This is a genomic window from Sporosarcina koreensis, from assembly GCF_001531445.1.
Taxonomy (GTDB): domain Bacteria; phylum Bacillota; class Bacilli; order Bacillales_A; family Planococcaceae; genus Sporosarcina; species Sporosarcina koreensis_C.
The window spans coordinates 20,263-36,271 of the sequence record NZ_LQYA01000113.1 but is presented as its reverse complement, the minus strand read 5'-3'; the positions used below and the strand labels follow the sequence as shown (position 1 = coordinate 36,271).

19 protein-coding genes and 1 riboswitch are annotated in these 16,009 nt (G+C 44.2%); of the genes, 15 read left to right on the top strand and 4 right to left on the bottom strand.

The annotated features are described in order from the left end of the window. Positions 1 to 23 precede the first annotated feature (23 nt). The gene (locus AWV70_RS13285) at positions 24 to 320 is read right to left on the bottom strand and encodes a KGG domain-containing protein (RefSeq protein WP_060207955.1); all 297 of its coding nucleotides are present in this window, start codon (positions 318 to 320) and stop codon (positions 24 to 26) included. A 305-nt stretch (positions 321 to 625) separates the two neighbouring features. Next, positions 626 to 727, top strand: a riboswitch (purine riboswitch). Positions 728 to 878: 151 nt separating this feature from the next. Between AWV70_RS13285 and AWV70_RS13280 the strand changes: the two genes are divergently transcribed. Together AWV70_RS13280 and AWV70_RS13275 are read left to right on the top strand one after the other, a co-directional pair. Then, complete coding sequence (locus tag AWV70_RS13280; RefSeq protein WP_060207952.1) at positions 879 to 1,466, top strand: xanthine phosphoribosyltransferase; 588 nt, start codon at positions 879 to 881, stop codon at positions 1,464 to 1,466. Then, positions 1,463 to 2,761: a nucleobase:cation symporter-2 family protein gene (locus tag AWV70_RS13275; RefSeq protein WP_060207948.1), complete on the top strand. Its 1,299-nt coding sequence runs from the start codon at positions 1,463 to 1,465 to the stop codon at positions 2,759 to 2,761. The genes AWV70_RS13280 and AWV70_RS13275 overlap by 4 nt, the downstream gene beginning before the upstream one ends. Before the next feature lie 54 nt (positions 2,762 to 2,815). Here AWV70_RS13275 and AWV70_RS13270 read toward each other — a convergent pair whose 3' ends face one another. Next, entirely contained in the window at positions 2,816 to 3,052 is a 237-nt protein-coding gene (locus AWV70_RS13270) for a hypothetical protein (RefSeq protein ID WP_060207945.1), read from the bottom strand. A gap of 103 nt (positions 3,053 to 3,155) precedes the next feature. Next, complete coding sequence (locus AWV70_RS13265; protein WP_060207942.1) at positions 3,156 to 4,058, bottom strand: aldo/keto reductase; 903 nt, start codon at positions 4,056 to 4,058, stop codon at positions 3,156 to 3,158. A gap of 104 nt (positions 4,059 to 4,162) precedes the next feature. On the opposite strand from AWV70_RS13265, the gene AWV70_RS13260 reads away from it, so the two are divergent. From AWV70_RS13260 to AWV70_RS13205, 12 genes are all read left to right on the top strand, one after another. Beyond that, positions 4,163 to 4,708, top strand: a complete 546-nt coding sequence (locus tag AWV70_RS13260; protein ID WP_060207940.1) for an NUDIX hydrolase — start codon at positions 4,163 to 4,165, stop codon at positions 4,706 to 4,708. A 54-nt stretch (positions 4,709 to 4,762) separates the two neighbouring features. Then, positions 4,763 to 5,275, top strand: coding sequence for a hypothetical protein (locus AWV70_RS13255; RefSeq protein ID WP_060207937.1), 513 nt, complete (start codon positions 4,763 to 4,765; stop codon positions 5,273 to 5,275). 86 nt (positions 5,276 to 5,361) lie between these two features. Continuing rightward, a complete protein-coding gene (locus AWV70_RS13250) occupies positions 5,362 to 5,820 on the top strand; it encodes a Fur family transcriptional regulator (protein ID WP_060207932.1) in 459 nt (152 codons plus the stop codon). 51 nt (positions 5,821 to 5,871) lie between these two features. Further along, entirely contained in the window at positions 5,872 to 6,771 is a 900-nt protein-coding gene (xerD, locus tag AWV70_RS13245) for a site-specific tyrosine recombinase XerD (protein WP_060207930.1), read from the top strand. Between the two features lie 46 nt (positions 6,772 to 6,817). After that, positions 6,818 to 8,011: a phosphopentomutase gene (deoB, locus tag AWV70_RS13240; protein WP_060208043.1), complete on the top strand. Its 1,194-nt coding sequence runs from the start codon at positions 6,818 to 6,820 to the stop codon at positions 8,009 to 8,011. 14 nt (positions 8,012 to 8,025) lie between these two features. Further along, positions 8,026 to 9,324: a pyrimidine-nucleoside phosphorylase gene (locus AWV70_RS13235; protein WP_060208040.1), complete on the top strand. Its 1,299-nt coding sequence runs from the start codon at positions 8,026 to 8,028 to the stop codon at positions 9,322 to 9,324. Positions 9,325 to 9,781: 457 nt separating this feature from the next. Next, complete coding sequence (locus AWV70_RS13230; protein ID WP_060207928.1) at positions 9,782 to 10,132, top strand: anti-sigma factor antagonist; 351 nt, start codon at positions 9,782 to 9,784, stop codon at positions 10,130 to 10,132. Then, positions 10,122 to 10,568 (top strand): anti-sigma F factor, encoded by a 447-nt coding sequence (gene spoIIAB, locus AWV70_RS13225; RefSeq protein ID WP_060207926.1) that lies wholly within the window; start codon positions 10,122 to 10,124, stop codon positions 10,566 to 10,568. Before AWV70_RS13230 ends, spoIIAB begins: the two co-directional genes overlap by 11 nt. 3 nt (positions 10,569 to 10,571) lie before the next feature. Further along, a complete protein-coding gene (locus AWV70_RS13220; protein WP_060207923.1) occupies positions 10,572 to 11,360 on the top strand; it encodes a SigF/SigG family RNA polymerase sporulation sigma factor in 789 nt (262 codons plus the stop codon). A 3-nt stretch (positions 11,361 to 11,363) separates the two neighbouring features. Next, complete coding sequence (locus AWV70_RS13215; protein ID WP_060207919.1) at positions 11,364 to 12,812, top strand: spore germination protein; 1,449 nt, start codon at positions 11,364 to 11,366, stop codon at positions 12,810 to 12,812. A 62-nt stretch (positions 12,813 to 12,874) separates the two neighbouring features. Beyond that, positions 12,875 to 14,203 carry a diaminopimelate decarboxylase gene (lysA, locus tag AWV70_RS13210; protein ID WP_060207915.1) on the top strand — a complete coding sequence of 443 codons (1,329 nt, stop codon included), beginning with the start codon at positions 12,875 to 12,877 and terminating at the stop codon, positions 14,201 to 14,203. Between the two features lie 360 nt (positions 14,204 to 14,563). Beyond that, positions 14,564 to 14,935: a GNAT family N-acetyltransferase gene (locus AWV70_RS13205; protein WP_306464392.1), complete on the top strand. Its 372-nt coding sequence runs from the start codon at positions 14,564 to 14,566 to the stop codon at positions 14,933 to 14,935. 14 nt (positions 14,936 to 14,949) lie between these two features. On the opposite strand, the gene AWV70_RS13200 is transcribed toward AWV70_RS13205, so the two are convergent. Beyond that, positions 14,950 to 15,462 (bottom strand): DUF309 domain-containing protein, encoded by a 513-nt coding sequence (locus tag AWV70_RS13200; RefSeq protein WP_060207912.1) that lies wholly within the window; start codon positions 15,460 to 15,462, stop codon positions 14,950 to 14,952. Positions 15,463 to 15,508: 46 nt separating this feature from the next. Between AWV70_RS13200 and AWV70_RS24610 the strand changes: the two genes are divergently transcribed. Continuing rightward, a partial coding sequence (locus AWV70_RS24610; protein WP_276525645.1) for a segregation/condensation protein A occupies positions 15,509 to 16,009 on the top strand: 501 nt, incomplete at its 3' end.

The window sequence follows — 16,009 nt, the reverse complement described above, 5'->3', positions numbered from 1 at the left end:
TGTTAATGGAATTTACTCAACCATTAACGGTTGTTATTGTTGTTGTCGTTTTGTTGGGCGCGTGCTTCTCCGCCTTTTCTGCCGATCTCTTCGTAGAAATCCCTATCATGATTTTTCGCAGTAGCTTCTCCGCCTTTGCGTCCGATTTCTTCATAGAAATCCCTGTCATGATTTTGTGCAGTGGCTTCTCCGCCTTTGCGTCCAATTTCTTCGTAGAAATCTCTGTCATGATTTTTTGCAGTAGCTTCTCCGCCTTTACGTCCTGCTTCCTCCAAAGACATTTTCCCGCGATTGTTGTTATTGTTGTTGTTTTTAGCCATAGTAAATGTCTCTCCTATTCGTTGATATATTTGTAGTGGCCTACAGTCCATCTATAACCTTGCAGGTGGAATGATAAACTGGATCTAAAGCGAATTAATCAAAGTGAAATGTTGTTAATTTACTTGAGATATTCGTTATAATTAAGTAATGTGAATCATCTTCCTTATTGCATGAGTTCCCAGATAAATCAATTTGAAGCTAGTAAGTCCTCTTTTTACATCTTAAAGTGTTTTTTTGTTCATAGATTTAACATATTTAAATGAAAAATATCCATTGAAACCTGCCTGAAGCGTGATATAATAAAAACCTAAATAACACATCCACTCATATAATCGCAGGGATATGGCCTGCAAGTTTCTACCGGTCCACCGTAAATGGATTGACTATGAGAAGCAAAGTAGAAAAGGTTCATGCGTAATGTATGCATGCGGCTTTTTTATTCATTCGGTTAATGTAAACCCCGAATGACCTTGCTCCACTCATGTAATGAATGGATGCACGGTCATTTGGGATTTTTTGTTTCCAATTGATCGTGAATAAAAAGGAGGAACAACAGGTTGAAGCAGTTACAGGAGAAAATCATGCAGGATGGTAAAGTGCTGTCCGATCAAGTATTAAAAGTGGATTCGTTTTTGAATCATCAAATCGATCCTCCACTTATGAAGGCGATCGGAGAGGAATTTGCGGAACGATTCAAAGAGGGCGGTGTAACAAAAGTGCTTTCCATCGAATCATCCGGAATTGCACCTGCGATGATGACCGGCTTAGTGTTGGGCGTACCTGCGATTTTTGCCCGTAAACGCAAATCGCTGACGATGAGTGCTCATTTGTATACAGCTGACGTTCATTCCTTTACGAAAAATGAAACGAATGAAATATCCGTCTCGAAGGATTTTTTGGAAAAAGGGGATAAAGTTTTAGTTATAGATGATTTCCTTGCGAATGGACAAGCTGTCCTTGGCCTACTTGATATTTTAGAGCAAGCGGAAGCGGAGCTCGTCGGAGTCGGCATCGTTATTGAAAAAGGCTTCCAGCCCGGGGGTGCGATGATCCGGGAAAAAGGGATCCGTGTTGAATCCTTGGCGATTCTTGAATCGCTTGCAGATGGAAAAGTCGAATTCAAGGAAGAAGGTACATCGCTATGAAATCGGTCGTTTTAGGATTTCAGCATTTACTTGCTATGTACGCTGGCGCGATCCTCGTACCTCTAATTGTAGGGCAGGCAATCGGTTTAACTTCTACTCAGCTTACATACCTCGTGTCCATCGATATTTTGATGTGCGGGATTGCGACGATCTTGCAGATTATGAGCAACCGATTTTTCGGAATCGGGTTGCCGGTCGTTTTAGGATGTACGTTCACTGCGGTCGGCCCAATGATTTCGATTGGAGATAAATACGGTATTTCCGCAATCTATGGAGCAGTCATCGCATCAGGGTTGATCATCGTGCTTATTAGTACAATGTTCGGGAAGTTGATCAAGTTCTTCCCGCCAGTCGTAACGGGTTCTGTAGTCACGATAATCGGTATCACGTTAATTCCTGTCGCTTTGAATAATATGGGCGGAGGAATGGGCGCGCCAGATTTCGGATCAAGTACAAACATTCTACTTTCGTTCGGAACTCTTCTATGCATCATCCTCTTATATCGATTTACAACAGGTTTCCTCAGATCGATTTCAATTTTGCTTGGGATGGTTGCAGGCACGGTAGCAGCCATGATGATGGGCGTCGTGGATTTCAGTGCGGTGAATGAGGCTTCGGCATTCCATTTCTTAACGCCATTTTATCTCGCAACACCGACCTTCCATCTCGTTCCAATTTTAACGATGACGTTAGTCGCTATGGTTTCATTAGTGGAATCAACAGGTGTGTACTTTGCATTAGGCGATATTACTGAGAAGGATATTACGAAGAAGGATTTGGAGAAAGGGTATCGTTCTGAAGGGTTAGCTTCATTAATTGGCGGGATTTTCAATGCGTTCCCGTATACAACGTTTTCACAAAACGTCGGTTTGGTGCAGATGTCCGGTGTTAAATCACGCAAAGTCATTTTAATCACAGCCGTTATGCTCGTATCATTGGGCTTTATGCCGAAAATTGCAGCAATGGCAACAGTAATTCCGACTTCAGTGTTGGGCGGCGCGATGGTTGCGATGTTTGGCATGGTAATTTCACAAGGGATCAAAATGTTGAGCAAGGTAGTAGCTGAATCGCAGGAAAACGCGATGATCATCGCTTGTTCAGTTGGCCTTGGCCTTGGCGTCTCTGTCGTTCCTGATATTTTCGCAAGCCTTCCTGAGAACTTCCAAATGTTAACGAGCAACGGTATCGTTGCCGGCAGCTTGACGGCGATTTCATTAAACATCATGTTCAATATGCTCCCTTCGAAAAAGCGCAAGAAAGCAGCACAGGTACAGTTAACAGAGCAAGAAGTGTGAGGATTAATAATGCAATGAAAAACGAGACTCCTGTATAGGGTCTCGTTTTTTCGCTTATTGGCTGCTGTCGTCAGTGTCTGTGTCCAAATCAGTGTCTGTACCGTCATCTACATCAAGATCGACATCTGTATCAGTGCCATCATTAACACCATCGTCGACATCGGCAGGTGGATTATTGACATCTACATCCGTATCATCTTCGCCATCTCCACATGCTGCGAGTAGTCCTACTGATAGGAATGTCGCCGCTCCAAGCTTCAACCATTTCTTGTCTTCTGTGAGTAGTTTCATTGAAATCTCCTCCAAGGTGTAATCATTAATTGATGCCTACTTGTTTGATACCCTTGAAATAGTTTCCTAATCATTACAGATTTATTGCAAAAACATTACAGGTTTACGATCGATGCTGTTCGTACTGATGTGCTTCAGTCATTTGAGCAACGGATGATAGTTCGGATTGCTCCACTTCCTTTTCGTACGCAACAATCGAATCAAGAAGCTGATCCTTTGAGCTAGCGCCGATCAATGCAGAAGCGACCGCATCTTCCTCCAAGTTGAATGCTAATGCGAGTGCGTGCACATCTTTGGCCGATTCATGCAACTTGTCCACTGTACTTCTCAACTCTTCAGAATCATAGGCGACAAATCCGTCTATCTTCCTAACCCGAGTGAGGCCTTCATCCGTCAATAATCCTTTTGCTAATGTCCCACGCGTGATGACGGATGCCCCCGCTTCACGTATCATCGGGAACCATTCTTCTGGCCGTCGATCTAACAGGCTATATTGCATCATGACGGAAATGGCGGAGCTGTTCGTTAAAAATCGTTTGATGACATTCGGTCGTATCGACGAAATACCATACTGCCGTATGATTCCTTCCTTTTTCAATGCTTCAAACGCCTCGATTGTTTCGGAAGCATCATCTTCCATCGTCCCGCCATGTAATTGATAAAGGTCGAGGTAGTCAGTGCCGAGACGTATCAGACTGTCCTTTACAGCTGCCATTATATAAGCTTTCGAAGCATCCCAATGCCAACCGTCTTCGCCAGGTGAACGTCGGTTGCCGACCTTCGTCGCAAGAATGAATTTATCCCGTCGGCCTTTCATTACATCACCGACCAAAGATTCATTTTTGCCGCCAGCATATAAATCTGCTGTATCAAAGAAATTGATGCCTGCTTCTAATGCTACGTCGACAATATTTTTCACTTCTTCCAAGTCATCGGGGAACGACATGCACCCGAGTCCTAGCTCGGATACATATAAGCCGCTATTTCCAATCTCTCTCTTTCTCAATGACGCACCTCCGTAATTGTTTTATCAACTGTAAATAAACTGTACAATGTAGAAGTTGATAGGGAAAGTTTGTTGCTTGATTGAATGATGAGGAGCGTGTCGAAATGAATCGTTTTGAGGAAAAAACCGTTTCATCTGATTTATTGTTTGAAGGAAAAATCATCTCCCTCCGTGTAGACGAAGTCGAATTGCCGGATGGGAAAAGAGCGAAGAGGGAACTAATCGATCATCCCGGTGCTGTCGCGATTATCCCAGTTACAGATGATGGAAAGATAATTCTTGTTGAACAGTATAGAAAAGCATTAAATCGTTCTATCATTGAAATTCCTGCAGGCAAGATTGAACCTGGTGAGGAGATCGAGGTCACAGCACTCCGTGAATTGGAAGAAGAGACGGGATACGGGGCTAATCAATTTGAATACGTTCAGTCATTTGCAACATCACCTGGATTTGCAAACGAAATCATTCATATTTTCGTAGCGCAAGGACTATATAAAATAGACAAGCCTGCTGCGGGTGACGAGGACGAATTCATCGAACTGATGGAATGTACGATCGAAGAAGCAGAAGAGATGGTGCTGGATCAACGGATTTATGACGCGAAAACAGCTTTTGCGATTCTTTATGCAAAAAAAATTCTTAAAGATTGAGCTATTTTGGAACGGACAAGCATACGTTATAGTAACGATGCGGAGGTGAAGCCTATGGTCCGTTCCTTAACTTTTATCCATCTATTTATCATACTAGCCGTCGGATATATCGGCGGGGCATTGTTGTTCAGGGAAATTCCGATAGCTGCATCCGAAAAATGGATCGGCTTTTTCGATTCGAGAGTCATTTCAACTGTCGATGGGTCTATATGGAGACCTTTTCTAACATTGTTGGTGTTTTTTGTTTTGACATTCCTACTTTCCGTCAATAACAAAACGAGACATACGATATTGTTTTTCGGTGCAATCAAATGCGTTTTGTTCGGAATGTCCTCTTCATTTCTCCTTTTTTCGGGAATAAAAATTTGGGAATATGCAATTTGGTGGTTCCCGTTCCAGTTCATTTCCTGTCTCATATTCCTAATCTATTGTGTTGTGTTAAGCCCACCGTATTTCAGCAGAGTATCAAGGAAAGCACGGAATCTACAAGCGGTTCCTGTATTGGCAGGACTGTCATTATTCATCTTTTTATTGGAGATTACAATATTCCATTTTCTTATTCGCTGAGTGGATAGGAAGTCTATTATTTCCTTTCTGTTGTCACAAAGATCGCCTCTTTGATATAATGGAATCAGTGTTGAGGGGGGCGTCATATGGAGAGCCGGATTGAACGGATCAAAAAGCAACTGCACGGGGCCAGCTATAAGTTGACGCCTCAGCGTGAAGCTACGGTCTTGGTCCTTCTTGAGAATGAAGAAGATCATTTAAGTGCTGAAGATGTTTTTTTACTTGTCAAAGAGAAGGCGCCGGAAATCGGGCTTGCCACAGTCTATCGGACATTGGAACTGCTGACGGAGCTGAAAATCGTCGACAAGATTAATTTTGGTGATGGCGTCTCCCGTTATGACTTACGTCAAGAAGGGGCATCACGTTTTCACCATCATCTCATTTGCATTGAATGTGGAAAAGTCGCCGAAATACAGGAAGACCTCTTGGGCGATGTCGAGAAAATTGTCGAAAGCCGATATGGATTCAATGTAAAGGATCATTGGTTGACCTTCCACGGAATTTGCGGAAGCTGTAAATCTGCGGAAAATGACAGTAAAAAGTAAAATGGGGATGGCGCAATGCTGTCCCTTTTTGTCATTTGAGGGGTGATATACATGAAAGATAGTAAGTTTGCGTTGGAGGATTATATCCACTTTTTAAAAGTAGAAAGGCAACTGTCACAAAATACGGTCGCTTCCTATAAGAGAGACCTTTTGAATTATATCGTCCAACTGGAAAAGGCGGGTGTCGGGTCAATTGACGATATCGACCGTTCCGCGATTCTGCAATATTTGCATCAATTAAAAGAGCAAGGGAAGTCGTCCAGGACAGTCGCAAGACATATCTCCTCAATACGTTCATTTCACCAATTCCTTTTACGTGAGAAGGTAACGTCACAAGACCCGACCGTCCATTTGGAAATGCCGAAGCTTGAACAAAAGCTGCCCTCTGTCCTTTCTGTGAAAGAAGTGGACAAATTGATATCCATGCCGGCAAGCAGCAAGTCTCAAGGGAAAAGGGACATCGCTTTACTTGAATTGCTTTATGGCACGGGGATGCGCGTCAGTGAGCTGATCGGCTTGAATGTGGACGATATCCATATTTCCATGGGCTTTGTCCGTGTTTTCGGTAAAGGGGGCAAAGAAAGGATTATCCCGCTTGGCGGTGGTGCAATGAAAGCGTGTACAGCATACATACGGGAAGCCCGTCCGGTTTTCATCGAAAAAACGAAAGGAACAGATGCGCTTTTCGTCAATATGAGAGGGAGCCGCTTGACTCGTCAAGGCTGTTGGAAAATAATTAAAGGATATGCGTTGAAAGCGGGTATACAAAAAGAACTGACCCCTCATATATTGCGTCATTCTTTTGCGACTCATCTCATTGAGAATGGAGCAGATATTCGTGCTGTCCAAGAAATGCTAGGACATGCGGATATCTCAACGACACAGATTTATACGCATGTAAGTAAAGCGAGATTGAAAGATGTTTATGTGAAATTCCACCCTCGTGCTTGAAGACATGGAGGACGTTTTGGAAAGTATGAATTTTGGAGGTATGGATATGGAAGAAACAAAATTTAACCGCGTACATTTGATCGTCCTCGACTCTGTCGGAATCGGTGAATCGCCTGACGCTCATTTATTCGGAGACCAAGGAGCGGATACGCTTGGCCATATTGGAGAACAGATGGGCGGATTGAAGATGCCGAATATGGGGCGTCTTGGTCTTTCAAATATTAAGGAAATCAAAGGAATTGACGTTGAATCTAGCCCAACCGGCATTTATGGCATGATGCAGGAGGCTTCTGTCGGTAAAGATACGATGACGGGGCATTGGGAATTGATGGGTTTAAATATTGATAAGCCTTTCAAAGTCTACCCGGATGGATTCCCAAAAGAGCTTATCGATGAGCTGGAAAAACGGACGGGAAGAAAAGTGATCGGAAATAAACCGGCAAGCGGAACTGGCATTATTGATGAGCTAGGTGAGAAGCATATGAAAACAGGTGCCATCATCGTCTACACGTCTGCGGATCCTGTCTTGCAAATCGCAGCACATGAAGGAATTATTCCAATCGAAGAGCAATACCGCATTTGTGAAATCGCACGTGAATTGACGTTGAATCCCGAGTTTCTTGTCGGCCGTGTCATTGCAAGACCGTTCGTAGGAGAACCAGGCAACTTCACCCGTACGACTAACCGGCATGATTACGCATTGAAACCTTTCGGCAGAACAGTCATGAATGAACTGAAGGACACAGGTAAAGCAGTCATTGCGGTCGGTAAAATATCCGATATTTTCAATGGAGAAGGTGTGACGGAAGCTGTACGAACTGTGAGCAATATGGATGGCGTCGACAAGTTGATCGAAGTCATGAATTCCGATTTCACAGGCATGAGCTTTACAAATCTTGTCGATTTTGATGCGCTATTTGGGCATCGGAGAGATCCGATCGGTTATGGAAATGCATTGCAGGAATTCGATGCACGCTTACCGGAAATCATCGATTCATTGAAACAGGATGATCTGCTTATCATCACAGCAGATCATGGGAACGATCCCGTGCATAGCGGAACAGATCATACGAGAGAATATGTTCCATTGCTTATATACTCACCGTCTTTCAAAGGCGGAGGCGAATTGCCTTTGCGGAAAACATTCTCAGATGTTGGAGCGACGATTGCTGATAACTTCAATGTAAAAGCTCCAGAGTTCGGGGAAAGCTTTTTACGTTCATTAATTGAAAAGGTGTGATAATTGTGTTCAGGATGGTTGATATCATCGAGAAAAAAAGAGATGGAGAAATGCTTTCCAAAGAGGAAATAACATTTTTCATCAATGGCTATACAGACGGATCCATTCCGGACTATCAGGCGAGTGCTCTTTTGATGGCGATTTACTTCCAAGGCATGACGCCAGAAGAGCAAGGCCATTTGACAATGGCGATGGTCGAATCTGGAGACCAGATCGATTTGTCGGCAATTGAAGGGCTGAAGGTCGACAAGCATTCGACTGGGGGCGTAGGCGATACGACAACGTTGATACTAGCTCCTCTTGTTGCGGCTTGCGGAGTTCCGGTCGCCAAAATGAGTGGCCGCGGCCTCGGTCATACTGGCGGAACGCTCGACAAGCTCGAAGCGATTGAAGGTTTCCATATCGAGCTTTCAGAGGAACAGTTCGTCAACCAGGTGAATGATATAAAAGTGGCCGTCATCGGTCAAAGTGGCAATCTGACGCCTGCTGACAAAAATCTGTATTCCTTGAGGGATGTTACAGCTACCGTCAGCAGCATTCCGCTCATTGCAAGCTCCATCATGAGCAAGAAGATAGCGGCAGGAGCAGATGCGATCGTATTGGACGTGAAAACAGGCGATGGCGCTTTCATGAAGACATTGGAGGATGCAGAAGCACTTGCACATTCCATGGTTGCGATCGGACGCCAAGTCGGAAGAAACACAATGGCAGTCATTTCAGACATGAGCCAACCGCTAGGCTATGCAATCGGAAATGCGTTGGAAGTGAAAGAGGCCATTGATACTCTGAAAGGCGAAGGTCCTGAGGACTTGACAGAGCTCTGCCTCGTTCTTGGAAGCAAAATGATCGTTGCCGGCGAAAAGGCGGAAACAGTTGAAGAAGGACGCAGGATGCTCGAAGAAGTCATCAAAGACGGTTCAGCATTAAATCTATTCGGGAAATTGATCGAAGCACAAGGCGGAGACGCCCGGATTGTTCATGACCCATCACGGTTGCCATCAGCGAAATTCCAAATCGAAGTCCCTGCATTAACATCCGGAACGATTTCCAAAATGGAAGCGGACGAAATCGGAGTCGCAGCTATGCTTTTAGGAGCTGGACGAGCAACAAAAGAAGACGCGATTGACTTAGCTGTAGGAATTGTCCTCAAGAAGAAAATCGGGGACAAAGTAACCGTAGGCGAACCGATTGCAATCATCCACTCCAACCGTGAAGATGTGGCAAAATCCATCGGATTGATTCAAAAACATATCCATATTGCGAATAAAGAGCAAGAAAAACCAGCCTTGATCCATGAAATGATTACAGGCTGATAAGTAATAACGAATGACTGTCCAGAAAGTCGTGAAACAGACTTTCTGTGGCAGTCTTTTTTTGTATGTGGAGTTTTATGAGCGCTTGCCGCGTTTTATGATCACCAGCAGGGAATTCCTGAATAATGGATACTCCGTTGATTGGAGCGTAAGGCGGCGACTCCTGGGTACGCGGGACAGGTGAGACCCCGCAGTGGAGCGTAGCGACCGAGGAGGCTCACCGACCGCCCCCCGGAAAGCGACTGCCTGTAGCGGAAATCAACATTGCTGCTTGACAAAAGAGATGTGGGCTATTTATTCCTAACATGTGTAAACCGTCCTAAAAATGGATAGACTTTTTCAGGTAGAATGCTTTGTCGAAAGATAGGAAAAACACAAAGTTAATGACTAGTTATGTCAGGTGAAAGGATTTCCCTTGCCCAATGTTGAATAAAACCGCAAGAAGGAGGGATTCAGCATGGCTGATATTAAACAAATGGATAGCATTGTGGTCGTGACATTGGCAGGGGAGTTGGACAATCTTGAAGCAAACAGAATCCGTTCCACGATTTCATCTTCCATCTTCACACGAAAAGTGAGCGGAATCGTCTGGGACTTGAGCCGCCTCGGATTCATGGACAGCGCAGGCATCGGGCTCATACTTGGGAGGATGCGTGATTTGGCCCCGTTTAACGGAGAGACACTCATCTTGAACCCGTCCCCGACAATGGAGAAGATCTTCAATTTTTCAGGCTTAGGTTCCAACATCAGACACGGCACGGTCAACAGTGTAATTGGTGAAATTGGAGGGGTTTTACATGAGAAATGAAATGACATTATCATTCGTTGCAATTGAAGAAAACGAAGCGCTCGCAAGAATGGCGATGACTTGTTTTATAACGCCATTGGATCCAACGCTTGAAGAAATCTCAGAATTTAAGACGATCGTATCAGAAGCTGTCACGAATGCCATCATCCATGGCTATGAAAGCGATGGACAAAGCATGGTCACCATCCATGCACTGATAGACGACAATAAGGTTACGATGACCGTCGAAGACAAGGGTGGAGGGATCTTTGACGTGCAACAGGCGATGGAGCCGATGTTCACGACAAAACCACTCATGGAACGTTCAGGCATGGGATTTACGATTATGGAAAGCTTTTCGGACAAACTCTCCGTGGAATCATCCATCGGAAATGGAACGGTAGTGCGATTCGAGAAAACGTTTTCTCCGGTCACGGAAGCAAGCAGAATGAGGTGACCGATGGATACATCAGTTGAACGACAAGATACCCTATTATCACAGGAAAAAATGAGGCTGCTCATCCAACAATCCCAGGAAGGCGACAAAGAGGCAAGAAGGATGATGGTGGAAGGGAATACAAGGCTCGTCTGGTCCATCGTTCAACGATTTGCATCGAGAGGAGCGGACCTTGAGGATCTGTTTCAAATCGGTTGCATCGGTCTCATGAAATCGATTGACAAATTCGATCTGTCATATGACGTGAAGTTCTCCACGTATGCCGTCCCAATGATCGTCGGTGAAATCCAACGATTCCTACGGGATGATGGCATGGTGAAAGTGAGCAGATCGATTCGTGAACTCAGTTTTAAAATTCGCCACGCAACGGACGACTACATTAAAAACCATGGAAGGTCGCCATCCGTTTCAGAAATTGCCGAAGTGTTAGATGTCACCATTGATGAAGTCATTCTCGCATCGGATGCATTGCGTGATCCTGCATCTCTGCATGAACAGCTCTACGAAAACGAAGGGGATAGCTTGACGTTGATGGACCAGCTGAGGGATGACCGTTCGGAAAGGTTTTTCGATCACATACCGCTTAGGGACGTTGTTTCCAAGCTGAATAAACGGGATCAGACAATCATTTATATGCGGTATTATCTAGATTACACGCAAAGTGACATTGCTGAACGTATCGGCATTTCACAAGTGCAAGTGTCCCGCTTGGAAAAGAAGATATTGTCCCAGTTGAAGACTTGGATGAGCGCACAACCAGAGGAAAGTGACAATAAAGTGAGGACGGATTAATACATGGCAAAATTATTCACATCTTTGAAAGATGGGGAAGAATGGTTTCACAGTAAATTCGGTGTTGATGAAACATTTGATGCAACTGCAAAAACAGTCCACTTATGGGGTATGCCTGTTTTAATGTATTATATTAACGGTCTCATTGACGGGCAGACATTGACGACTTTATTGGTCGAAATGCAAGAGGGTTTCGAAAAGTATGAAGGGAATAAGGATGATCCCGAATGGTTTCTGGAATATTTCCCTTATTATGCTTTGGAAGATGTGGATGAAAAAGAGAAGTTTCTTACCATGATTTTAAGTGGGCTTGTCGGATTTGTTTTACCAAATGGATTTGTTTTTGCAGCTGATCTCAGAAGCTCCCCGGGAAGGCAACCCGAGGAGCCTGACACTGAAAAGGTTATTCGAGGAGCAAGGGATGGTTTTACAGAAAACATCATCATAAATACAGCGCTCGTCAGAAGGCGACTAAAGACAGCGGACCTTCGGTTTGAAATGCATCAGACGACGGCGAATGGAAAAACGGACGTCTCCATCACTTATATGAAAGGCGCTGCCAATGAAGAGCATCTTTCGTATATCCGTAAAAGACTTGACGAAATCGAGCATGACGGATTGACAATGACGGACAAATCATTGGAAGAATTCCTGTTCAAGCAACGTTTTCATCCGATGCCTTTCGTCCGTTATACTGAGCGTCCGGATATTTGTGCGGCTCATCTCTTGGAAGGTCATATCGCCATTATTGTAGATACATCTCCTTCCGTCATCTTGGTTCCTGCGACGATTTTCCACCATCTACAGCATGCGGAAGAATACCGCCAGGCACCATTTATCGGTACGTTTGTCCGTTGGCTCCGTTTGTCGGGAGCTATGCTAAGTCTATTTTTACTCCCATTTTGGTATTTGCTATCGACATACCAGCAATACTTGCCAATTTCGCTTAGTTATATTGGACCGAATGATCCGGGATCCGTCCCTCTTCTCGTTCAGTTATTAATGGCGGATATTGGAATAGAAGTCTTGCGGATGGCCGCCATTCATACCCCTTCCCCGATGACGACGGCGATGGGCCTCGTTGCAGCTATCGTGATCGGTCAAGTGGCGATTGATGTCGGTCTGTTTACGGGGGAAGTAATCTTGTACGTTGCGGTGAGTGCAATCTTCACATTTGCAATCCCGTCGTTTGAATTGAGCATTACAACGAAAGTATTCAGGGTTTTCATACTTATATTGACGGGTATTTTCGGGCCGGCGGGTTTCTTCTTAGGAACCGTCTTCTTGTTATACTATTTGGCATCTCTCAAACCGATGGGAACTCCGTATTTATGGCCAGCTCTGCCATTTTTCCCTCAGGCGATGAAGCGTGTATTGATCCGCTATCCGATGACAATCGACGCGCCGAGGCCGTTCATAACGAAAGCGCCGGAACGTAATAGGCTTTCGTAGAGGATTGATTCCCGGCTTCCAGTTATGATAAAGTTTTAACAACATGACTTGGAGGAATGAATATGCATCTATACGGAACTCAATCGGTGAACAATCTTGGCCACTTGACGATAGGCGGAGTGGATACAGTGGATCTTGCTCATATGTATGGCACACCTTTGCTTGTCTATGATATTGCTCTTTTCAAAGAACGCGCCATGGCCTTCAAGGAGACATTTTCCAAGGCAGGAATCAAAGCGCAAGTAGCATATGCAAGCAAAGCTTTTTCTTCCATAGCCATCTATGAACTTGCCAAGCAAATGGAACTCTCACTGGATGTTGTATCAGGGGGAGAGCTCTATACGGCGGCAGCTGCTGATTTTCCACGGGAAAAGATCCATTTTCACGGAAATAATAAAAGTTACACGGAATTGCAATTTGGTTTTGATGAAAAAATCGGTTGCATCGTAGTTGACAATTTCTTGGAAATCGAGATGCTAAAAGAGATCTCGGAATCACGCAAGGAAAAGATGAATGTACTGTTGCGTGTTACACCGGGCGTCCATGCTTCAACACATGATTATATTACAACTGGTCAAGAGGATTCGAAATTCGGTTTCGATTTGAAGAACGGCCAAGCAGATGATGCATTCCTCAAGCTTTATAATCATCCTTACATCACTGTGCTCGGCATGCATTGCCATATCGGTTCCCAAATTTTTGAAACGGATGCATTCCGTTTCGCAGCCGAAGCGCTCATGGAGAAGATGATTGAGTGGCGGGAGAAATTCAAATTCGTATGTACAGTACTCAACTTAGGAGGCGGTTTTGGCATACGCTATACGGAAGAGGATACACCGCTTCATCCTTCCGCCTATGTAGAGGAAATGGAAGATGTTGTGCTTTCAATGACGCGTAAAGCTAATTATCCGTTACCTGAAATTTGGATTGAACCTGGCAGGTCGCTTGTCGGGGATGCAGGCACAACACTTTACACGGCAGGTAGCAGTAAAGAAGTGCCGGGCGTAAGGACTTATATTGCTGTCGATGGAGGCATGTCTGACAATATCCGTCCAGCTTTGTATGAGGCGAAATATACAGCGGCGACGGCAAACAGAATGTTGGATCCTCACGCGGATAAAGTGACAATCGCAGGTAAATGTTGTGAATCAGGAGATAAATTGATCGAAGATGCATATATCGCAGAACCTTTGGAAGGGGATATTATTGCCGTATTCTGTACGGGAGCTTACACATACTCCATGGCGAGCAATTATAATCGGCTTCCGAAACCGGCAATCGTATTTTGCGAAAATGGCCAGCATCAATTGGTTGTCCGCAGGGAAACGTATGAAGATGTGATTAGGCTCGACATTCCTTTACAGAGGACAGAACAGGAAATTTCATCATGAGAAGGCGCAATATGACCCTTTTCCTGTTCATAGTCATCGCAGCGATCATTTGGGGTGGAGTGTACTGGTACTTTATTGCCCCATTCGCCGGACCAAATAAATGAACTTTCTCGATCATTGAAAAAGCCTAGGCTATCATGTACGATAAGGGAAACTTCACTCAGTGGTGGTTCCTTTCATCCACCACTGAGTGTTAGTTGAACCGATCGGGCATTAACTGGCAGTCAATCTACCGCTCTGGTGGGAGTCATACTGCCAGTTAATGCGGGATATTTATAATCCGGCAGAGGTCTTCTTTTGAATATGGGATGACAGTCTCATTGCCGATGCCTGAGGATTTTTTGAAAAGAAGGGATTTCAATGATGCTTTTACGATACAAGAAGGCGTATGAGAAAATTGCTATGGGCTTGCTTTCTTATATGCCCGGAGAGAAGTCTGTGAAAAAATTACAGGAAACGATTCATCTGTACGAAACTGAAGAAGACTGGCAGTTATATCTTTTGAAGCAGGATGAAGATTTCATTGGCCTTGCGGGAATCATATTGGAAGCAGATTCGTACACCGTTATGCACTTATCTGTCAATCCGTCGTTTCGGGGAGAAGGAATCGGCAGCAAGATAATCGAAAAGCTTGGTGATCTTTTTCCCGACTTGGAATGTAAGAGTACTGAGGATACAGAATCATTTATGAAAAAATGTCGTCAAAAAGAAGAAACACAAGAAGACGAATGAGAAAAAGGCGCAGATCAATGTGGTCTGCGCTTTTTCTTTTCGCGTTCTTCAAGAATATCGGAACGATCCCGAAGCATATGTTTATGAATGACAGCATCACTTCCGGCAGGGAGAAGTTCCATGGATGAGACGATTTCTTCGACTGAACGCTGAAGGGAAACTGAAGTCAAAAGAATCGGGAACGGCGAAAAAGATTCACCATTTCTTATATGACGGACGGATCTTTCCGTATCCTGTACAAGCTGTCTATAATCGATGTGTTCCGTATAACGAATGTCAAACTTATGGAAGTTCATCATCCTGTTTTCCGCTTTTAGCAGTGTACGAAACGCACCATCCAAATTCCCCCTTCTCCAATGATAGAGTCCAGTTGACAAAAGGATAAAGGCGGTAAACGGATGATCTTTCGTATATCCCGGAATCGACTTCCAATACTCTTCAAGCACTTCATGGCATTCGAAGTAGTCTTGATTCCTATTGAAATAAACAATAAAATTTAAGAATAGCGGATGATGATATGGGTGCATTGAATCATTCCTTTCAGTATGATGAAGCAGTATTGGAGGAGCCATTTTGACTTATAAAGTGAAATTGGAGGCGTTTGAAGGGCCTCTTGATCTATTATTACATTTAATCAATCGACTTGAAATCGATATCTATGATATCCCGATGGCGGAACTGACAAATCAGTACATAGAGCATCTTCATGCAATGCGCGTCTTGGAGCTCGATGAACTAAGCGAGTATCTAGTATTGGCAGCCACCTTGATTGAAATCAAAAGCAAAATGCTGCTGCCTGTACACGAAGGTGAAGTGTTGGACGAACACGCAGATTTTCACATGGAGGAAGACCCGCGTGATGAATTGGTCGCCCGTCTCATAGAATATAAAAAATACAAGGAAGCAGCAAACTCCTTATTGGAATCAGCGGAGGATCGAGCGGATCATTTCACGAAACTGCCCGGAGACTTGTCGGAATTCGGGGAAGTGACCCTATCAGTTCCGGAAGAAAAAATGAACGTTTTCGACTTGATCGGTGCATTCCAAAAAATGCTTGAACGAAAAAAACTGCGA